The sequence below is a fragment of the Bacteroides sedimenti genome (assembly GCF_040365225.1).
Taxonomy (GTDB): Bacteria; Bacteroidota; Bacteroidia; order Bacteroidales; family Bacteroidaceae; genus Bacteroides; species Bacteroides sedimenti.
In genome coordinates this window covers 924,940-946,379 of sequence record NZ_AP028055.1, presented here as the reverse complement: position 1 = coordinate 946,379, position 21,440 = coordinate 924,940, and the positions used below count along the sequence as shown (strand labels likewise).

At 38.6% G+C, this 21,440-nt stretch carries 22 protein-coding genes; 6 read left to right on the top strand and 16 right to left on the bottom strand.

Annotation, left to right across the window (positions count from 1 at the left end):
* Positions 1-45: 45 nt before the first annotated feature.
* The 12 genes from ABWU87_RS03760 to ABWU87_RS03705 all read right to left on the bottom strand — a co-directional run bounded on the left by ABWU87_RS03760 (position 46) and on the right by ABWU87_RS03705 (position 10,008).
* Positions 46-930 carry a F0F1 ATP synthase subunit gamma gene (locus ABWU87_RS03760; protein ID WP_353333417.1) on the bottom strand — a complete coding sequence of 295 codons (885 nt, stop codon included), beginning with the start codon at positions 928-930 and terminating at the stop codon, positions 46-48.
* A gap of 8 nt (positions 931-938) precedes the next feature.
* Positions 939-2,525 (bottom strand): F0F1 ATP synthase subunit alpha, encoded by a 1,587-nt coding sequence (gene atpA / locus ABWU87_RS03755; protein WP_353333415.1) that lies wholly within the window; start codon positions 2,523-2,525, stop codon positions 939-941.
* Between the two features lie 10 nt (positions 2,526-2,535).
* The gene (locus ABWU87_RS03750; protein ID WP_353333414.1) at positions 2,536-3,090 is read right to left on the bottom strand and encodes a F0F1 ATP synthase subunit delta; all 555 of its coding nucleotides are present in this window, start codon (positions 3,088-3,090) and stop codon (positions 2,536-2,538) included.
* 3 nt (positions 3,091-3,093) lie between these two features.
* Entirely contained in the window at positions 3,094-3,594 is a 501-nt protein-coding gene (gene atpF, locus ABWU87_RS03745; protein WP_353333412.1) for a F0F1 ATP synthase subunit B, read from the bottom strand.
* A gap of 4 nt (positions 3,595-3,598) precedes the next feature.
* Complete coding sequence (atpE, locus tag ABWU87_RS03740) at positions 3,599-3,850, bottom strand: ATP synthase F0 subunit C (RefSeq protein WP_353333410.1); 252 nt, start codon at positions 3,848-3,850, stop codon at positions 3,599-3,601.
* A 53-nt stretch (positions 3,851-3,903) separates the two neighbouring features.
* Positions 3,904-4,977 carry a F0F1 ATP synthase subunit A gene (gene atpB, locus ABWU87_RS03735; protein ID WP_434533902.1) on the bottom strand — a complete coding sequence of 358 codons (1,074 nt, stop codon included), beginning with the start codon at positions 4,975-4,977 and terminating at the stop codon, positions 3,904-3,906.
* A complete protein-coding gene (locus tag ABWU87_RS03730; RefSeq protein WP_353333408.1) occupies positions 4,958-5,374 on the bottom strand; it encodes a hypothetical protein in 417 nt (138 codons plus the stop codon). Before ABWU87_RS03730 ends, atpB begins: the two co-directional genes overlap by 20 nt.
* Before the next feature lie 239 nt (positions 5,375-5,613).
* A complete protein-coding gene (gene atpC / locus ABWU87_RS03725; protein WP_353333406.1) occupies positions 5,614-5,850 on the bottom strand; it encodes an ATP synthase F1 subunit epsilon in 237 nt (78 codons plus the stop codon).
* Positions 5,851-5,886: 36 nt separating this feature from the next.
* Entirely contained in the window at positions 5,887-7,404 is a 1,518-nt protein-coding gene (gene atpD, locus ABWU87_RS03720; protein WP_353333404.1) for a F0F1 ATP synthase subunit beta, read from the bottom strand.
* A 271-nt stretch (positions 7,405-7,675) separates the two neighbouring features.
* The gene (locus tag ABWU87_RS03715) at positions 7,676-8,776 is read right to left on the bottom strand and encodes a PspC domain-containing protein (protein ID WP_353333402.1); all 1,101 of its coding nucleotides are present in this window, start codon (positions 8,774-8,776) and stop codon (positions 7,676-7,678) included.
* A gap of 10 nt (positions 8,777-8,786) precedes the next feature.
* Entirely contained in the window at positions 8,787-9,113 is a 327-nt protein-coding gene (locus ABWU87_RS03710; protein ID WP_353333400.1) for a PadR family transcriptional regulator, read from the bottom strand.
* A 181-nt stretch (positions 9,114-9,294) separates the two neighbouring features.
* A complete protein-coding gene (locus ABWU87_RS03705) occupies positions 9,295-10,008 on the bottom strand; it encodes a DUF5131 family protein (RefSeq protein WP_353333398.1) in 714 nt (237 codons plus the stop codon).
* Positions 10,009-10,292: 284 nt separating this feature from the next.
* On the opposite strand from ABWU87_RS03705, the gene ABWU87_RS03700 reads away from it, so the two are divergent.
* Positions 10,293-10,928, top strand: coding sequence for a hypothetical protein (locus ABWU87_RS03700; protein WP_353333396.1), 636 nt, complete (start codon positions 10,293-10,295; stop codon positions 10,926-10,928).
* Positions 10,929-11,221: 293 nt separating this feature from the next.
* Here ABWU87_RS03700 and ABWU87_RS03695 read toward each other — a convergent pair whose 3' ends face one another.
* Positions 11,222-12,424, bottom strand: a complete 1,203-nt coding sequence (locus tag ABWU87_RS03695; protein ID WP_353333395.1) for a flavodoxin domain-containing protein — start codon at positions 12,422-12,424, stop codon at positions 11,222-11,224.
* A gap of 36 nt (positions 12,425-12,460) precedes the next feature.
* A complete protein-coding gene (locus ABWU87_RS03690; protein ID WP_353333393.1) occupies positions 12,461-13,012 on the bottom strand; it encodes a hemerythrin domain-containing protein in 552 nt (183 codons plus the stop codon).
* Positions 13,013-13,602: 590 nt separating this feature from the next.
* On the opposite strand from ABWU87_RS03690, the gene ABWU87_RS03685 reads away from it, so the two are divergent.
* Positions 13,603-14,004, top strand: coding sequence for a DUF1573 domain-containing protein (locus ABWU87_RS03685; RefSeq protein WP_353333391.1), 402 nt, complete (start codon positions 13,603-13,605; stop codon positions 14,002-14,004).
* Between the two features lie 118 nt (positions 14,005-14,122).
* Here the strand turns inward: ABWU87_RS03685 and panB are convergent, their stop codons facing one another.
* Both panB and ABWU87_RS03675 read right to left on the bottom strand, forming a co-directional pair.
* Entirely contained in the window at positions 14,123-14,944 is an 822-nt protein-coding gene (gene panB, locus ABWU87_RS03680; RefSeq protein WP_353333389.1) for a 3-methyl-2-oxobutanoate hydroxymethyltransferase, read from the bottom strand.
* Between the two features lie 218 nt (positions 14,945-15,162).
* Positions 15,163-15,813 (bottom strand): HAD family hydrolase, encoded by a 651-nt coding sequence (locus ABWU87_RS03675; RefSeq protein ID WP_353333387.1) that lies wholly within the window; start codon positions 15,811-15,813, stop codon positions 15,163-15,165.
* Between the two features lie 99 nt (positions 15,814-15,912).
* Between ABWU87_RS03675 and ABWU87_RS03670 the strand changes: the two genes are divergently transcribed.
* The 4 genes from ABWU87_RS03670 to ABWU87_RS03655 all read left to right on the top strand — a co-directional run bounded on the left by ABWU87_RS03670 (position 15,913) and on the right by ABWU87_RS03655 (position 21,414).
* Entirely contained in the window at positions 15,913-17,286 is a 1,374-nt protein-coding gene (locus ABWU87_RS03670; protein WP_353333385.1) for an MATE family efflux transporter, read from the top strand.
* 79 nt (positions 17,287-17,365) lie between these two features.
* Positions 17,366-18,031 carry a Crp/Fnr family transcriptional regulator gene (locus ABWU87_RS03665; RefSeq protein WP_353333383.1) on the top strand — a complete coding sequence of 222 codons (666 nt, stop codon included), beginning with the start codon at positions 17,366-17,368 and terminating at the stop codon, positions 18,029-18,031.
* 1,145 nt (positions 18,032-19,176) lie between these two features.
* Complete coding sequence (gene hcp / locus ABWU87_RS03660) at positions 19,177-20,808, top strand: hydroxylamine reductase (protein WP_353333381.1); 1,632 nt, start codon at positions 19,177-19,179, stop codon at positions 20,806-20,808.
* 141 nt (positions 20,809-20,949) lie between these two features.
* Entirely contained in the window at positions 20,950-21,414 is a 465-nt protein-coding gene (locus ABWU87_RS03655) for a pyridoxamine 5'-phosphate oxidase family protein (RefSeq protein WP_353333379.1), read from the top strand.
* Positions 21,415-21,440 lie beyond the last annotated feature (26 nt).

Sequence of the window (21,440 nt, the reverse complement as noted above, 5' to 3'; positions counted from 1 at the left end):
AAGGCTGTCTTCAATAGACAGCCTTTTCTATAATCGTATTTAAATTTATTTCAAAGAACCACCGATAATATCAAGCAGCTCATTTGTAATAGCCTGTTGACGGGATTTGTTGTACTGAACTGTAAGTTCCTGAATCAAATCGTTTGCATTATCGGTCGCAATTTGCATAGCCATGGTTCGGGCTGCATGTTCGGACGTATTAGAGTCTAATAGCGCTGTGTACAATTTTAAGCCAAGAACCTGAGGTATTAACGTTGCCAGCAAATCTTCCTTCGAAGGCTCAAAGATATGATGCAAAGCCCATTTATGGTGCTGTCCAGGTATCTCTTCAGTCTCAATGGCTTGCAGATTTACCGGCAGATATTCCTCACGGGTAAGTAACTGCGAAGCTGTGTTCTTAAAGTGATGATAAAGCAGTTCCACTTTGTCAACCTGATGTTCTGTAAACAGTTTCATCAGTTTACGAGAGAGGTCGAACGCTTCCTGATACGAAGGCTTGTCAGCCATTTCCAGGAAGTTTTCAACGACATTGTGGCCTTCTTTCTTAGCAGCATGACCAATCTTCTTGCCCACAGCAAAAATCAGAACATTCTCTTTACCAATCTCAGAAGCATACCCATCGACCATCAGGTTGAGCTGACGGGCCACATTGGCATTGTACGCACCGCAGAGAGAGGAATTGGAAGAGAAAGCAACTATAGCTACCCTTTTTACAGAACGTTCCTTAATATAAGGTGACTGAATATCGGCTTCGATTGAGAGAAAAGCCGTTAGCATGGCATGCAGCTTCTTCTCGTAAGGAAGCATATTCGCAATAGAATTCTGCGCACGGTGCAGCTTAGCCGAGGCCACCATTTTCATGGCAGAGGTAATCTTCCGGGTACTGTTAACCGATGCAATTCTTCCTTTTACTTCTTTTAGTGATGCCATATTCCCTCCTATTTACTATAGATTTTCGCAATCTTTTCTGCTACTTTCTCGATAATTGAAGACACCTCATCGTTGATGACACCTTTTTTCAGTACATCGAGTACATCTGTCTGGTGGTTGTTTTGAAGATCTAATAAGAAGTTCTTCTCAAACTCGTGCACTTTATCTAGCTTTACAGATTTCAACAAGCCGTGTGTACCGCAATAAAGGATTGCAATCTGTTGCTCAACCGGCATTGGAGTATATTGAGGCTGAACCAGCAAACGAGTATTCTTCTGACCTTTGTTAATAGTAAGGGCAGTTACTGGGTCCATATCACCACCAAACTTGGTAAATGCTTCCAATTCGCGGAATTGTGCCTGGTCTATTTTCAAGGTACCTGCAACTTTCTTCATCGCCTTTATCTGAGCGTTACCTCCCACACGAGATACAGAGATACCTACGTTGATAGCCGGACGGTTACCTTGGTTGAACAAGTCGGTATCCAGGAATATCTGACCATCGGTAATAGAGATTACGTTGGTAGGGATATAAGCAGCAACGTCTCCAGCCTGAGTTTCAATAATCGGAAGAGCTGTGAGCGAGCCACCACCTTTCACCTTGCCTTTCATGCTTTCGGGCAGGTCGTTCATCTGACAAGCCACTTCCTGCTGATTGATAATCTTTGCAGAACGTTCCAGCAGACGAGAGTGCAGATAGAAGATATCGCCCGGATATGCTTCACGTCCGGAAGGACGACGAAGAATAAGGGATACCTCACGATAGGCAACGGCCTGTTTGGACAAGTCATCATAAACTACAAGAGCATGACGACCGGTATCGCGGAAATACTCACCGATGGCAGCTCCGGCAAAAGGTGCGAAATATTGCAATGCAGCAGGGTCTGATGCAGTTGCAGAAACTACAATAGTATAATCCATCGCGCCTTTCTCTTTCAGAGTATTTACGATGGTAGCTACAGTAGAACCTTTTTGACCAATGGCCACATAGATACAATATACCGGATCACCGGCTTCAAAGTTACTTCTCTGGTTGATAATAGTATCAATGGCTATCGAAGTTTTTCCAGTCTGACGGTCACCGATAATCAACTCACGCTGGCCGCGTCCGATAGGAATCATGGCATCAACAGCCTTCAAACCTGTTTGCAGAGGCTGATTTACCGGCTGACGGAAAATTACTCCCGGAGCTTTACGTTCCAAAGGCATTTCAAAACGCTCGCCTGAAATTTCTCCTTTACCATCTAGCGATTCACCAAGCGGATTGATTACACGTCCCAGCATGCCTTCTCCCACATTGATGGAAGCAATACGCTTGGTACGTTTTACTATATATCCTTCCTTTATCTGATCTGTAGGGCCAAGTAACACAGCGCCCACATTATCTTCTTCCAGGTTCATCACAACGGCTTTCATACCATTGTCGAACTCCAGCAGCTCGTTAGCTTCAGCATTCCTAAGGCCGTAAATGCGGACAACTCCGTCACTCACCTGAAGTACAGTCCCCACTTCATCAAACTGAAGACTGGTATCAATTCCTTCAAGCTGCATCCGCAACACTTCGGAAACTTCACTTGCTTTTATATTTTCGGACATAATTCTTTATTTATAAACTTTTTCTATTCTTATCCATAAACTGGTTCTTCACCCGTTTAAGCTGAGTTGCAACACTTGCGTCCAAACGGTAGGTATCAATACCAAAGATAAATCCGCCAAGAATTTCCGGATCGACTGTTGCTTTGAACTCCAGCGTTCCTTCTTTATCCATCATCAGCATTTTCCTCATGCGATTCTCTTCATCGGCACTCAACGGAGTAGCCGTGACCAAAGAACCGATGGTTATCTGTCTGGCCTTGCGGTATAAATCCTGATACATCAAAGCAATGGATTGCAGATGCTTTTCTCTTTTATGATGCAATACCATTTCAATGAAACGCACAAATATATCGCTCACCTGAGTACCGGCCGCAGTGCATATTAGCGCTTGCTTCTCTTTGCTTTTCAACACAGGATTGTCGAGTATGGTTTTTAAGGAGGCATGCTCTGCGAAACTCCGGGCAAGCTGGTTCATCTCCGCATAAACAGTCTCTTCCATACCTTTATCTTGCGCGAAAGCAAATAAAGCTTTTGCATAACGCATTGGAATAATACCTATATTCATTGTTTACGATTTTGATACAGTCAATTCGTCCAATAAACGATCAATCATCTCCATCTGTGCCTTGTCCTTCGTTAAATTGGTACGAATAACCTTTTCGGCAATATCAACTGACAAGACTGCTATCTGACGACGAACATCGCGGATAGCTTCTTCTTTTTCAGCCTGGATTTGAAGTCTTACTTCGTCTAATTGTTTTTTGGCTTCAATTTGTGCGCTTACTTTTGCTTCGCTTAATATTTTTTCGCGAATAGCAGCTGCCTCATTCAAGATTCTCACCTGCTCTTCACGAGCTTCTGCCAACATAGCTTCTCCGTCGGCTTTAATGCCGGCCAACTGCTCGTTGGCTGTTTTTGCAGCTTCGAGTGATTTATCAATAAATTGCTTACGCTCTTCTACCATCTTAGTGATGACAGGAAAGCCGAATTTCGCAAGAATGATAAATACCACTGCAAACGAAAGGAGCATCCAGAACAGAAGTCCAAATTCAGGTTGTAATAATGACATGTTATTATAGAGCTAAGAAACAAACAACAACGGCAAACAAAGCAACACCTTCAACCAATGCAGCAATAATAATCATATTCATACGAATATCACCTGCAGATTCTGGTTGACGAGCGATGGCTTCCATAGCAGAACTACCGATTTTACCAATACCAAGACCAGCTCCGATGGCTGCAATACCTGCACCAATAGCTGCACCTAATTTACCTAATCCCAAACCAGCTGCTGCTGCTTGTAATAATACTGTTCCTAACATAATTTTTTATTTTTAATGGTTTAATATTAATGTTTTAATTTAAAATTCAATTTTTATTTTGCTTCATGATGATGCTCTACCAGAGAGAGTCCGATAAACACCGAAGAAAGCATCGTGAATACGTAAGCCTGGATATAGGCTACCAAAAGTTCCAGAATATTCATGAAGATTCCGAAGAAAACAGATAATACAGTCATCGAGCCATTTAGTACCTGTCCCATGGTTGCTGTAATAAATACCAAGCAAACAAGACTCAAAATCACAGAGTGTCCGGCCATAATGTTTGCAAAGAGACGAATCATCAATGCAAAAGGCTTGGTCAGGATACCCACTATTTCAATAGGAATCATAATTGGTTTCAATGCCAATGGCACATCGGGCCAGAAAATCTCTTTCCAATATTCTTTAGTGGCAAACAGGTTAACCGCTAGCAATGTACAACATGCCAGAGTCAGCGTGATTGCAATGTTACCGGTTACATTGGCACCTCCTGGAAATATAGGGATAAGCCCCATCAGGTTATTAAAGAAAATAAAGAAAAATACGGTTAACAGATACGGAGAATAACGCTCATATCCTTTTCCGATACAGGCTTTTATTACGTTATCATTGATGTCCATGATAAACATTTCCATGGTTCCCACAAATCCTTTCGGAGCCTGATTGGGATTTCTTTTTGACCAGCGAGATACACCTAGAATAATTACACAAAGAAGAATGCTGTTTAGAATTATAGCAAACGCAGTTTTGGTAATTGATAAGTCGAGCGGCCTCACTTCTGCACCGGCTGCATTCTTCTCTACAATCTTACCATCAAATTGTCCTCCTTTGGCAACATAAAACCCTTCGTACTCACCTGTGGGAGAATGATGGAATTCAGAAGAGAAAAACATATGCCAGGTTCCATCCTGCCCCATAACAATAACAGGCAAAGGAATGGAGATATGGGTTTCGCCCCATGTGGTAATATGCCACTCATATGAATCGCCAATATGACCAAAAACTATGCTTTTAACATCTACCTCACCTTTGCCTTCTGACTCATTAGCCGAAGCTGGTAACACAGGCAAAAACATAAGTAGCAATAGCCATGTATATCTTCTTATCTTATACACTAAGTTTTTCATTTGCTTTTTTTCTTTTTAAACTCTTTTCAAAATCAAAATAGAATTTGGTTTCAAGTACCGAATAAGCCACATAGAAAAATGCAATTGTAAGCACAAATTCTTTATCTTTTTCATTAATCAATAATACGTATAATCCTATAAATATTACTGTAGCAAAGACCTTAGCTATTCTTAGCACCAAATATATATTCAACAACTCATTGTTAGATTTCTTGTTTATCCGCCTTAACACCTCACCAAATGAGAATCCCATCAGGTAAAAGAAGATTGGAATACTAGGATACCATATAAATAATTCTTCGGGAATTATATTATAAAAAATAATTCCACCAATTACTCCTAAAGTACACATTACCGTAGTAAGTACAACAAGGAATCTTTTCCTCAACGTTTTCATAGAAATTACAAAAATAAAGAGCCTCCTTAAATTGGGTTCTTTCTCAATTTTGTTTGATTCATGCTATTTTGTTTGTTTACAGGTTGATAAATTACAATCGAATAAAAAGCATAACATACTGAAACGGCATTATACAAAGAAAGAAAGAAAGAAAGAAACCCGGTAAAACTACCCCGTGGAAAATTTAATAAGACCCATAGATTAAAATTGATTTTTCGATTTAAGAGTATACAATTATGTTATTCTACACAAACAGAAACAACATTCCGTTTGACTTCCACAAATCCACCATTGACCGGGATTTCTATTTCATCCCCTTCAAAAGGCTTAATCCGTATAACTCCCTTTCTTAAGGAAGATACCAAAGGAGCATGGTCCTGCAAAATTGTAAACCTCCCGTTAGTACCCGGCAATGTAACAAGGTCTACATCGCCGTTGAAAAGAGTACGTTCCGGTGATAATATTTCTACTTTCATAATGTTATTATGATATTCTTAAATGCTCAGAAAAAATTATTGAGCCTGAGCCAACAATTTCTTACCTTTTTCAATAGCTTCTTCGATGGTACCAACATTCAGAAAGGCTGATTCTGGCAAATAATCTACTTCACCATCCATAATCATTTTAAAGCCTTTGATTGTATCCTCTATAGAAACCATCACACCCTTTACACCTGTAAACTGTTCGGCAACAGTGAACGGTTGTGACAAGAAGCGTTGTACACGACGTGCACGGTTCACTGTCAGACGGTCTTCATCAGACAACTCTTCCATACCTAGGATTGCAATGATATCTTGAAGCTCTTTGTTTCGTTGCAAAATCTGTTTCACTCGCTGAGCAGTATCATAGTGATCCTGACCAACTACCAATGGGTCAAGAATACGTGATGTAGATTCCAGTGGGTCAACAGCAGGATAGATACCGAGCTCGGTAATCTTACGACTTAATACTGTTGTAGCATCAAGGTGAGAGAAGGTTGTTGCAGGAGCAGGGTCTGTCAAGTCATCAGCAGGAACATAAACCGCCTGTACAGAAGTGATAGAACCATTTTTAGTTGAAGTTATACGTTCCTGCATAACACCCATTTCAGTAGCCAGTGTTGGTTGATAACCTACTGCCGATGGCATACGTCCGAGCAATGCAGATACCTCGGAACCTGCCTGAGTAAAACGGAAAATATTATCTATAAAGAGCAAAATATCTTTTTGTATTCCTTCTGAAGCACCTGAGTCACGGAAAGACTCAGCAACAGATAATCCGGAAAGAGCAACAGAAGCACGTGCACCTGGAGGCTCATTCATCTGTCCATATACCAAGGTAGCCTGTGATTTTGCCAACTCTTCTTTATCAACTAAAGAAAGGTCCCAGTTACCATCGGCCATTGATTTCTTGAATTCCTCACCATAACGAATTACTCCCGATTCAATCATTTCACGGAGCAAATCGTTACCTTCACGGGTACGTTCACCTACACCTGCAAATACAGAGAAACCATTCCCTTTTTTTGCAATGTTGTTGATCAGCTCCATAATCAAAACTGTCTTACCTACACCGGCACCACCGAACAATCCAATTTTACCACCTTTTGCATATGGCTCCAGCAGGTCAATCACCTTGATTCCTGTAAACAAGACTTCACTTGAAGTTGTTAGTTCATCAAATTTAGGTGGTTCACGGTGAATGGGATAAGCTCCCGACATCTCGAGACTTTCCATGCCATCTACAGCTTCACCAATCACGTTCATCAAGCGTCCTTTCACCTGATCTCCAACAGGCATCGTAATGGGAGCCCCAATAGCAATTACTTCAAGACCTCTCTGTAAACCGTCGGTACTGTCCATGGCCACCGAACGTACAGTGTTCTCTCCGATGTGTTGCTGAACTTCTACAATAAGTGTTTTCCCATTTGAACGTTTTATTTCCATGGCGTCATGAATACGAGGCAGCTGTACTTTTTCGCCCGTACTCTCAAAGAATACATCCACAACAGGACCAATTACTTGTGAGATACGCCCTACTATTTGTGACATAAGCAGTTATTTTATTTTTTTAGTTATTTTTTCTCAAATAACCCCGTTTTTGGGGTCTCACAAAGATAAAAACAAAATATCACACAAGCGTTCTTTTAGGGAATTTTTAAATCATAAAACACTAATTTTCTTTTCGACACTAAATACAAACTCACCTAAACAACAGGAAATCAGATAAATTAGTTTATTTTCAAAAAAATCAAGGCAGATATTAATGATTACTAAATCAAAAATAACTGCCTTAAACCTGTTATATATAATAATATCTATATCAAACTGTTATAGAATATACATAATGATGCCAAAAAGGATAAAATGTAGTAGGAAACAAAAAGATTGAAATAACCAAACTGATGAGCCATAACACTGATAATGTGATTTTAACAACCAGAGACATAGGCTTCCAACCAAATAGTTGTTTAAAAATGGCATAAACCAACCCGGCCAATGGTATGCCAACCAACACTATTCCAACAATACATGCCCAGATAATTCCTCCTGGAGAGTTCAGTACAATTACGCTATCATTAAATACCGGAAGTAGTCCCAGAAGACCAACTCCACCTCCTAACACAATTGAAACAGCCGTGGATATCAGCACTAAAAGTGCAAATATCAATGCAAATAGCACTGGGCATAACAACAGAGCCAGTAATACAAGAATTACTTTTATACAAACCCCTATTATCTGTACAATTACATCTCCGATTTTTTGCAATGTTGTGCGAGGCTTCCCAGACTTAACATATTTATTAACTCCATCTGCCACTTTCTCAAAACCGTCGGTTACTGTTTTACCAATATTCTCCACCGTAACACGTTCTCCCCTCATTGCCAGTTTTTCGGCTGCTGTATTAGCTAACGGAATTGAAATCCACAATATAATGTATATAATGACAACCACTCCATGCCCTAAGATTAATAAAAGAAGCATCAACAAGCGAACCGCAGTCGTATCCCACCCCATATAAGCGGCAAAACCAGAAGCGACTCCTCCCAAAATCATATCATCGGAATTTCGGAAGAAACGGCGATGAACCGGTTCCTCTTGTTTTTTATGACTTTCTCGAAAGGTCTCTCCTGTAGCAGATTCTTCACTTCCTGCCTCTGCTTCAGGAAGTTCTTCTGGTTTACCCATCCGGGCAATTACTTCTTCTACATATTCTATAGAAATAACCTGAAACCCGGCACTCACTTTCTCTGTAAACAACTCTGAGATCCTAATTTCCATATCATTCAAGATCTCTTCGGCACCCACTTCTTTACGAAAGTGCAACTTCAGATTGGCCAGATATTGATCCAGCAATTGGTACGCATCTTCATCAATATGATATACAGTACCTCCTAAATTCACAGTTAATGTCTTTTTCATTTTTTATAGGTCAATTTGATGCAATATGATTCACAGTTTCATTTAATTCTCTCCAGGAAATTTCCAGTTCATCTAGAAACAACTCTCCATCAGGAGTAAGCTTATAATATTTTCTTGGTGGCCCCTGAGTTGATTCTACCCATTCATACTCAAGTAAACCGTCATTCTTCAATCTTGTGAGCAGAGGATAAAGTGTTCCTTCCACCACAATCAACTTGGCCTCCTTTAACTTCTGGATAATATCCGAAGCATAGGCTGCCTCTTTATGCAACAAAAGCAGAATGCAATATTCGAGCATTCCTTTGCGCATTTGAGATTTTACGTTGTCTACATTCATAGCCTGATCATTTGATTATTCAAATATAGGCATAACCACAGTACTATGTTATACAAGGTATTATATTTTATATATTATTAACCAATAAACAGTAAGTTTATATTAATAGGTATAATATAACGTTATAATAATCACTAATTAATGCACAATTATTAATAACAACTAGAAATTGAATTAATAATTACCTATAGTCAATCCCCGCTTTTTTGGCTTGTGAATGCTGAAACTTCCTTTGAAGTATATAAAGACGACCATTTTTAATAAACCTAGCGCCAGTTTGCTTGAAATAAAAGGGGACCTTTTTTTCAATACATTGCTTTCGAATGTCCAACACCCAATCATAATTACACACGCGGGCATCATGGCCCGATTCTCCTCCCACTACCACTTCTTCTATGCTTGTTCCTAGATAGGCTGATAGATTTATTTGCTCCAGAAGCGGTTCACAAACAATAATTTTATGTTTTATCGGTGCTTTCAAGTAAATCGGTAGACGATAATCTGCTCTATCCTGATTTTCAACTGTACAACAAATTGTCACGTTCTCATAGCCATCCTTCCAGTCATCAGGCAAACAATTATTAAACCGGTCAATACGTTTAGTTATAATAAAAAAATGCAGGTCATTCCGAGCCCTGATCATATTCCATACATCTATTCTCCATTCATCAGCATCTTCAAGAAAGAAATCAGAACTAAAGCAGGTGTACACAACATCTCCCGAAGGAATTTTATACTCTTTATTACGCTTTTTCTTCAGAGGCAAATCAAAATCCCTTGTCTTTGTTACCAAAGAGCTGTCTCTTCCATGCTTTGCATCAATCCTATAAACATAACAATGCAGACAACCAGGGCTAATTTTATGGCAACCATGCCATGGATTCCAAAGTGACATATATAATAGGTGTATTAACTACAAAAATACAATCAGGAAACGATAAGCCGGGATTTATTACCCGCTAAATTCCAAAACTAATCAATTATTAAGTATCACCACATTTTAATTATTGACATATTTAGACCTCTGTATTATTTCAAGCAATCACATATAATAATGTGATTATTATATTTATCATGCGTCTTAGGTGTGTGAAATTAATAAAAATCTGAAAATTAATAGCACAAATTGCCATTAATAAACAAGTTCTCCTTATCTTCGGTTCAAATTTAAACAGAGCTATGAAATTATTTCCAAAATTAAGAAAATCAAGAGAAGAACAAACTGAATTAGTTCAGTCGAGAATTGAATACTATTTTACGCTTATCCGCGTATATTATCAGTCAACAATGGCCATCAACCTAGGCATTACCAATATCAATGCTTTACCTGATATGGCCATGTTCAAAAGAACCTTTAAGCTTCAAACACAAAATGGAAAGCTGGGAGTTGCCGAAAGATCACATGCTAGAAAGTTATTAATGCAGAACTATGGTCTTAGTGATTTATTCTTTAAGGAATTAGATTCTTCAATTAAAACCAATTGTAAGAAGCAAACTGATGCACAATCATTTCTTTTCGTATTTCAGGGGTTCTCAAACGACCTGTTAATGGTTGTTAGCAATCAAATGCAACTAAAAATGGCTTTACCTGGATTTTTCACGAAAGCTCTTTATTCAATTACAGAGAAAACCATCCATAAGATTCTAACTAAGGATGACTGGAAAGCTGATGAAGTGCGTAAAACCTGTCGTGATGTAAGAAAATACAATAACAAATTAGGATATTCGGAAAAATGGATTGTGGAATATGTCTTCCCATTTATCCTGATCGCAAAAAGCGGTAAAAAAAAGAATCCGGATTTCTCTAAACGATAACCTACAATCAAAATTTAAATATACAATTTAAATCCGATTACAAACAGATAAAAGAGAGTGTCTCGCAAATGCGATTTCACTCTCTTTTTATTTGGCTATCTATCAAGGAACACAATTAGGCCTTTAACTTCCTGATAATCTAATTTATTATAAACGTTTGCTCTTCATATTTCCTCGCAAACAAAAAGGGAGAGAGCGTGCCAGATATATAAGTCGCTATCAGTCGATAGTCTTTTTATGTTACCGGAACGCTCTCTCTATTTCTTATCTGAGTAAAAAATCAATCATAGGTATCAGTCATTTCTGCTTAGGAGATCCCAGAAAAGCCATCCGTAATTCTTACTTGCCTCAAGAGCCTCATCGGTAAGTGACCATTTAAAACTAATAGGATCCATCACAATTTCGAAACCAGATTCTTTCAGTTTAGAATATATCATTCTGACTGAGGCATCTTTCAAACCATAACTACCAAATGCAGCCGCTTTTTTGTCTTTGAACTTCAGCCCTTTTGTCATATCCAGAAAACAGGATATAGAAGGAAGTATTCCGTGATTCAAACATGGAGAGCCCACCAAAACTCCTTTTGAACGAAACACCTCTGTAATTAAATCATTCCGGTCACATATAGATGCATTCAACAACTTAACATCAACCCTATGGTCGGCAGAATATATCCCATCAGCAATACTTTCGGCAATTGTTCGTGTAGCATTATATGTTGTATCATATATAATGGTAACCTGATTTTCATGATAATTATTTGCCCACATAAGGTACTTGGTTACTATTTGCAACGGATTTTCACGCCAAATTATCCCATGACTAGGACAAATAACATCGATTGGAATATTTTTTCGGATGTATTCGTTAATGGTATTGGTAATAACTTTCCCATGTGGATTCATGAGATTGGCATAATACTTAATAGTCTCAAAGTTTAAATCGCACTGATTTACCAAATCGTTAAACAAGAGTTCCGAACTTAAATGACAACCAAACAATGCATTACTAAACAAAACATTTTCTTCTGTCATATAACAAAACATCGTATCGGGGGAAGAATTTAATGGAAATTCAACAAAAATGATTTCTTTTCCATTGCCAACTGGCAGTTTATCACCACTTTTAACCGTTACGAAATTCCAGTTTTGATGATAATTGCCCATCAGGACCTCTTTGCCATTTGCTGTGCAATAAATAGGTGTATGCGGAATTAGATTCATCAGTTTTGGCAAAGCCCCACTGTGATCACCCTCTGATTGGGTACAGATTATACAGTCAATGGAAGATAAATCCACCTCCTTTGCCAGGTTCTTTATGTATTCATCGCCAAAAGTAGCTATAACTGTATCTATTAAAACAGTCTTCTCTTCCTGAATGAGATATGAGTTGTAACTTGTCCCTCTGTAAGCCGAATAATCATAACCTGCGTATCTCCTTAATTCCCAGTCATTTTTTCCAACCCAGTAGATATTATTTTTGATATGTTTCTTCATAAAATAGTAAATAGGTATATATTAGTTAGTTAGTTTTTAGGCTAGATATTTTTTTTCCAACTGATGCAATAGCTCATTAAAGCGTTGATGTTGATCTTCACCAAATTTGCTATCCATCAACTGACAGTCTTTGTAGAGAATCTCTTGTTTTGGAGGAGGGATCAACTTGTCTCCTATCGAAAACAAAATCGTATTTTCCTTTAAAATATGGTTTTCCATCAGCTCAACATAGCTCTCGATTGATTCTGCAAGAAGATTGGCTGCATTCTTTTCTCCTTTTTTCAATGATTCAACAGCCGAGGCCATATCTCTAATATACCCTCTTCCTACCTCGTGCTCGAAAAGCATCACGGCAGCTGGACTGTTTTCATTGGCCATTCCATATTCAAACAGTGCAGGGAAATAAATAGTTTCTTCTTTTCCATGATGAAGTTTATCGGCAAACAGCCTCAGGAATTCAATAATCTGATCAATTTCCTCCAATACTGGATTTTGATGTTTTCTGATATTTTCTCCGATTTTAGTTAGGATTCCAAGCATCACCTCAATTTTTTTATGGTCATGCATTAAATTGTCTTTAGGTTTCATCAAATTTTCTTTTAATTAATATTAAGAAATAAATAAAGCCTAAGGTCTGGGTTAAAAGCAGGTGTATGTTGTGTTCAATAAAAATACTTCGGTAATTAACAATCTAAAAAAGATCTTAATATACCGCTATGAAAGATTAGTGCTTATATACACAAAACCTTTGGATTTTCTTGTATAACAACTCGTGTTCTAAAAGTATCTTAAAAGGTTTAGGATTTATAACGAATAGCACCTAATTTAACATTTATTATTATTTTTAACCCTAAAAGCGGATGATTATACGTTTTTACATAAATATTGTTTAACTAACTATTATAAAACCATATAAAATGGCGCCTTAAGTCTTATCTAAAAGAACAAACAAATAAGATTGTTTCGAATTATCCTGATTATTTTATCAAAAATGTATAAACATGCAAATACAAATAACAAATGCATATTTAACAATCTATTTATTAAAGAATGAATATTATAATATCAAAATACCAAATATAAATCTGTAATATTTTAAGTTTGTTAATTTCCGAATAAACATATTCATTATTAACTTATAACTATTACCTTTGTGTGTCATAAAAACGAAATAAAAAATGAAAAAGACTCTCTTTTTATTGATGCTCCTATTTTTGGGAGTTACTTATGCTTCTGCAGAAAAGCAGGCTGAGATTACTTTCGACAAGAAAGTGCATAATTTTGGTACATTCTCCGAAGAAAGCCCAAAGGTTAAATGCATATTTACATTTACAAATACCGGAGATGCACCGTTGGTAATCAACCAGGCTATAGCTTCTTGTGGATGTACTGTTCCCGAATACACAAAGGAACCTGTTATGCCAGGCAAGAAAGGAACGATTGAGGTTACATACAACGGAGCAGGTAAATATCCTGGTGAATTTAAAAAGAGCATTACCATCCGAAGCAATGCAAAAGAAGAACTGGTAAGACTTTATATAACAGGAGAGATGACCCCTAAAACATCAAAAAGCAACTAAAAAATAGGATTAAAAGGGGCTTAACCCTTTAGTATAAGATATTATTAATTATATTCAATAAAAAAACCTTGCTGTGTTGATATCAGCAAGGTTTTTTTATTGGATTACTTTCTACAAACTAGTATTGTTCGTTTTCATTAGGGAAATCACGACTTTTGACGTCGGTAATATATTGTCCGATTGCGTCAGTCATTACCGTATGTAAATCGGCATATCGACGAAGGAACTTAGGACTAAATCCTTTGCTCATTCCCAGCATATCCTGAACAACCAATACCTGTCCGTCTACTCCCCCACCGGCTCCGATACCAATTATAGGAATGGTCAGTTCGTTTGCAACTCTTTGTGCAAGGGCAGCAGGTATTTTCTCCAGTACTATTGCAAAGCATCCAGCCTCTTCGAGCAAATGAGCATCACGAACAAGTTTCTCAGCTTCAAAATCATCTTTTGCACGAACGGTGTATGTTCCATATTTATTTATGGATTGCGGCATCAACCCAAGATGTCCCATAATAGGAATACCGGCGGAAAGAATCTTTTGAACACTTTCAATAATCTCTTCTCCCCCTTCCAGTTTCAAAGCATCGGCATGAGACTCTTTCATGATACGTATGGCAGATGCCAATCCTTCCAGCGGGTTACCCTGGTATGAGCCAAATGGCATATCTACAACAACCATTGCACGTTTTACACCACGAACCACTGATTTACCATGATAAATCATCTGGTCGAGAGTAATTGGTAGAGTGGTTACATTTCCTGCCATTGTATTTGATGCCGAATCGCCTACCAGTATAACATCCATACCTGCCCCGTCAACAATCTGGGCCATGGTATAGTCATATGCAGTCAGCATGGAGATCTTCTCTCCTTTTTGCTTCATTTCAATCAGACGGTGAGTTGTCACCTTTCTGGTATCTTCATTAATATATCCAGCCATAATTATAGAATATTAAATTGCATTTTATTCAAAATTGAACGCAAAGGTAGTGCTTATTGCCAAATGTGAAAAGGAATTCATTAAAAAGATGATTGGCATTAATTGTTACTTTTTATATATCCGCAAATAAAAGTTCTGTTATTAGTATAAAACCTTTTTTTCAGTGAAAGGTTCACGATACCATTAATGTTACTAGAATTGAAAACATTAATAAGCAATCATCCTTTTAATGCCATCAGCTTTTTAAAGGTAAATCCAGTAAAATCGTCAATTACATGATGCGCCTTATTCTGAATAGCATTGCGGGGGTTGGTGGTTGCCAGCCCGATAACAGTAGCCCCGGCAGCATTCCCTGCTTGTAATCCCTGAAAAGAGTCTTCGAACACAAAACTCTGTGCAGGTGTTGCATCTAGCAGTTTTGCCCCCAGCAAGAAACATTCCGGATGAGGTTTGGATTCCTTAAACATATTCGCCGTAACAATGACATCAAACATCTCTTTTATTTCGGGATGAACACGGTACACCTTCTCCATCTTACAAGTATCCGAGCTGGTAACTACCGCCATCCTTACCCCGTTCATCTTCAAATCTTCTATAAAGTCAAGCACACCGGGGATATAGTCATATTGCATGTTTCCCTCAAAAAGCAGCAGGTCTTTCCGAAGCTTTTGCTTCTCCTCTTCCATTCCCTCGAAATAAGTTTCATATATATGCATCAATGTTTGCCCTTTAATTACATGAGCAAATCCGGGTATTTCGGGATGATATTTACGCCCCTGTTCTTCCCAAAAGGTACTGTACTGATCTTCCGTATCAATCACAACTCCGTCAAAATCAAAAAGAGCAGCCATCATTTTAGATTCTTTCATTAACTATAATATTATTTTTCCTGTGCAAAGGTCTTCATAATTCTTCAATACAACAAATTATTCCTACCTTTGCAGCGCTAAAAAAATGTAAAGTCGTTTATGACTAATCAAAACAATCCACATATTCTTGGTACCGAACCTATCGGTAAATTATTGCTTCAATATTCCATCCCGGCGATTATCGGGATGACGGTAACCTCATTATACAACATCATTGATAGTATATTTATCGGTCACGGTGTTGGGGCCATGGCTATTTCAGGGCTGGCTATTTCTTTCCCTTTGATGAACTTAATAATTGCTGTTTCTACTCTGGTAGGAATTGGCGGTTCGGCCATCTCGTCCATTCGTCTGGGACAGAAAGATCGTGCAGGAGCTACAGAGGTTCTGGGAACGGTACTGATGTTGTGTCTGGTCAATTCTGTGGTTTTCGGCTCTCTCTTTCTGATATTTCTCAATCCGATACTGATTTTCTTCGGAGCTAGTAGCACTACATTGCCATATGCGCATGATTTTATGCAAGTGATTCTGTTAGGAACTCCTATATCATACACCATGATTAGTTTGAATAACGTGATGCGTGCTACAGGATACCCAAAGAAAGCCATGTTATCGTCCATGATAACCGTTCTTGCAAATGTGATTCTTGCCCCTATCTTTATTTTTAAGTTCCATTGGGGAATTAAAGGAGCGGCACTGGCTACCGTAATTTCACAGTTCATCGGTATGATATGGGTGCTTCATCATTTTATGAATAAAGACAGTTATGTTCATTTTCAGAAAGGATTTCACAAAATAAGGAAACAGGTAGTACTGAATATCTTCTCTATTGGCATGTCTCCTTTCCTGATGAACGTTTGTGCCTGCGGAATTGTAATCATTATTAATAAGAGTCTCGAAGATAATGGCGGCGACATGGCCATTGGTGCTTATGGTATCATCAACCGTGTACAAACACTTTTTGTAATGGTGGTACTGGGCGTTACCATGGGTATGCAGCCAATCATTGGCTACAACTACGGAGCCAAACAAATTGACCGCGTAAAGAAGACACTAAAAGCAGGTATCATTGCCGGGTTCTCTATTATGTCGCTGGGATTTGTCTTATGCGAACTCTTTCCTCATGCCATTTCGGCCATGTTCACAAACGACGATTCATTAATTGGTCTTGCTGCTACTGGTTTACGAATATCCGTTCTTGCATTTCCATTGGTAAGTTGCCAGATAGTAATATCCAACTTCTTCCAAAGTATTGGTAAAGCTAAAGTCAGCATTTTCCTTTCTCTTTCCCGCCAGTTGATATATCTGTTGCCTTGCCTTTTGATTCTTCCGTCAATGTTTGGAACAAAAGGAGTATGGGGAAGTATGGCTGTATCAGACTTTATGTCGTTTTTCACAGCAATAGCTATGTTGACAATACACATTAAAAAAATCAGCAAGCAAAATCAAATCATGGCCGAAAACAGGGCATAAAGAATTTACCGCCACTCGCAGCCAATAAGAACTTATTTTATATCTTTGGTGATTATTCACTCATAAAGATATAAATCAGATGATCGAAATTCTATTAGGGAACCCGCTTTTCAGGGGAACATCACCCGATGAGCTGGCACAAAACATTGAAGGAATATCTTATCAGATCAAGAGCTACAAGAAAGGAGATATTCTTGCTTTTCAGGGAGATGTCTGCAATAAACTCATCATCCTGCTGAAAGGAAGTGTACGTGGCGAAATGATTGATTATTCCGGAAAACTGATAAAAATAGAAGATATACATGCTCCACGGGCATTGGCTCCTCTGTTCCTTTTTGGGACAGAAAACAAGTATCCGGTAGAAGTAACTGCCAATGAAGATGTGGAAGCCCTCTCTATTCCAAAAGAGAGTATACTCATTCTCTTCCAACGCAACAAACGGTTCCTGGAGAACTACCTGAACACCTCTGCCAACTATGCCAAAACTATTTCCGACAAACTATTTTTTCTATCCTTTAAAAACATCAAACAGAAATTAGCCTCGTATATTCTTCGTCTTTCGGCTTCGGCAGGAGACAAACTGGTAATGGACCGCTCACAACAGGAGTTGGCTGATTACTTCGGTGTATCACGTCCTTCACTAGCACGGGAACTTGCAAATATGCAGGAAGAGGGGCTGATTACAGTTGACCGAAAGCACATCGCCATCATTAATAAAGAAAAACTTAAGGAGATGATTCGGTAAAACAACACCCTTAGCAGAATAAAACAGCTGTTTTCTAAGCATCAAGCCGATGTTGCCACCTTGTGATGTGAGGTTCTTTCTATTTTAACACATATATTATTTTACAATTAAAAATCAATATAAATCTGATAATCTTATTATTAGAAACAACCGTGGTGCAGAGGGTGGAGATAAAACAGCGGTTTTTATGTATGGATATATAAATCTGAAAAAAATCTTCAAAAAAAAGAATTTTCAAAATTTAATTTCAGAAAAGGTTGGAAGTACGATTTTACTCCACCCTCTACACCATTCTTGGCTCGTCACACAATCTCATTACATTGATTATTTGGTTATTACAAATATAAATAGCAAACTATACCAGGGGGCAGTACAAATCTACTCCACCCCGGCATCTATTTGCGCACTACTCTATCCCTCACCTCCATTATCGGGATGCGGGGATGAATCAATAAGGCACTCTGCAAAGCCACCCCCGAAAGACAGCAGTCTTCACACCGACAATTAGCGGATTGAACCAAGAGAACTAATCCGAACATAAGGGCAAACTAATGTTTTATTGGCGATGAACTAGCTGAATCATGTACATGTTTACCCTCAATCTTGTACATGATTGGATTCAATCTTGTACATGTTTACCCCCGAATCATGTACAAGATTGGGGTAATGTATCCTGTTATTTCGACTAATTCATTGAATAGTTTCCCTAATTGGCAATTATAAGTTGACTACTAGTGCTCCAAGCCCTATAATCAGTTGACCGATGAATTCATTCCCCTGATACCGGTTGTACGATAGCCTTCCCCTCGAATCTGCTTACCTGAATAGATGAATTTAGTGCTCAGATACGGGTTGTGCTCTTTAGATTCAAAGTCTGAAACAGGTAGGCCGCTCACTTTCCTCCCGTTGCGATGGGATTGAAGGACGAAACTGCTCTTCTTAGTCGCATTGACGGTAAAGTCTCAAATATAATTCCGACCAAACAATAATAATGATTAAACTCAAAAGCAATTCAGTCCGATTGCAAGATAACTGAAAACAAAAAATAAATTCCGGTTGTTGTAACATTGGTTACAGAATTGCCTCCCTCCCCTCCTATATCTTTGCACATATAAAATTGATAAACCTATAAAATGAATAAAATTATGAGTATGTTCTGTTTTCAATGTCAGGAAGCTTCTAAAGGTATAGGATGTACCTTAAGTGGTGTATGTGGTAAAACTCCCGAAGTTGCCAATATACAAGACCTTCTGCTTTTCGTAGTACGTGGTATCTCTGTGTACAACCAGGAATTAAGAAAGGCAGGCAATGCTTCTCCCGAAGCCGATAAGTTTGTATTCGACGGTCTGTTTATGACCATTACCAATGCAAACTTCGACAAACAGGCTATTATTAATAAGATTAAAGCGGGGCTCGCCTTGAAAAATGAGTTGGGTAAGAAAGTAACACTGCCAAATCCTCCCGACGAATGTACCTGGAATGGCGATGAAAGCGAATTCGAGACAAAGGCTGCAACAGTAGGCGTGCTTCGTAACAGCGACGAAGATATCCGTTCTTTAAAAGAGTTGGTGCATTACGGTATTAAAGGTATGGCGGCATATGTGGAACATGCTTGGAACCTTAATAATGAGAATCCGGAGATATTTGGATTTATGCAGCACGCACTGGCCGAAATCACCCGCAATGATATTACTATCGACGAGTTGATTTCACTGACTCTGGAAACAGGTAAATACGGTGTATCTGCAATGGCTCAGCTTGATGCAGCTAATACATCACATTATGGTAATCCGGAACTATCGGAAGTAAATATCGGTGTTGGCAAGAATCCGGGAATCTTGATTAGTGGTCACGACCTGAAAGATTTGGAAGAATTGCTGCAACAAACCGAAGGAACGGGCGTGGATGTGTATACACATAGCGAAATGCTGCCGGCTCACTACTATCCGCAACTGAAAAAGCACAAACACTTGGTAGGTAATTACGGAAATGCTTGGTGGAGACAGAAAGAGGAATTTGAAACATTCAACGGCCCTATCCTCTTCACAACCAACTGTATAGTGCCTCCAACCAAGAATGCTACTTATACCGACCGTATCTATACCACCGGAGCCAGCGGCCTGGAAGGCGCTACCCATATTCCTGCACGAGTAAACGGTGAGCCAAAGGATTTCTCGGCAATAATTGAACATGCAAAAAAATGCCTGCCTCCTACTCAGATTGAAAGCGGTAAGATTGTCGGCGGTTTTGCACATGCTCAGGTACTTGCCCTAGCAGATAAAGTGGTAGATGCCGTTAAGGGCGGCGCAATCAGCAAATTCTTCGTAATGGCGGGATGCGATGGACGCATGAAAAGCCGCAACTACTACACAGAATTTGCCGAGAAATTGCCGAAAGACACTGTCATACTCACTGCTGGTTGCGCAAAATACCGTTATAACAAACTTCCATTGGGAGACATCAACGGAATTCCACGTGTACTAGATGCCGGACAATGCAACGACAGCTACTCACTGGCGGTAATCGCTCTGAAACTGAAAGAAGTATTCGGACTGGAGGATATCAACGACCTTCCAATCATCTATAACATTGCATGGTACGAACAAAAAGCAGTAATTGTACTGTTGGCGCTTCTTTCACTTGGTGTGAAGAAGATTCATTTGGGACCAACCCTGCCGGCATTCCTCTCACCAAATGTAACAAAGGTTTTGGTAGACAACTTCGGAATCGGAGGTATAAGTACTGTAGATGAAGATATTGCTGCATTCCTTGCATAAAACACTCGCACGAATCATTATAAAAATCATTATCCCTAAACCAGTTTTTATGTATCCCGGTACTTTCTTTTAAGTATCGGGATACTTGTTCTATTACTTTATATCTTTACTTTTGTCTAACTAAATAAAAACGAGAAAAAGATGTTTGCAGAAATAAGAAGAAAAGAGAGGACCATGAGTTCTCAACAAGCAAAAGAAGTTCTTGAAAGCGGATCATACGGTATTTTATCTATGTGCGGACAAAATAATTATGGTTATGGCGTACCACTAAACTATGTTGTTGAAGAAAATCACATTTATTTTCATTGTGCAACTGAAGGAGAAAAACTTCGTAGTTTAAAAGTAAATAATAAAGTAAGTTTTTGCGTAGTTCAGAATGCTGAAGTTATTGCAGAGAAATTTACTACAAATTATAGAAGTAGCATGGCATTTGGCAAAGCAAACTTTGTAACCTCGGAAGAAGAAATTCGTTACGCAATGACACTGATATTAAAAAAATACGCTCCAGAACACATCGAAACAGGGGAAAAATATATCAATCAAGCAATTACACGAATTCAAGTGATAAGAATAGATATTGAACACATATCGGGTAAAATAAATTAAATATTCTCTTCTTGTTAATTTCTGCT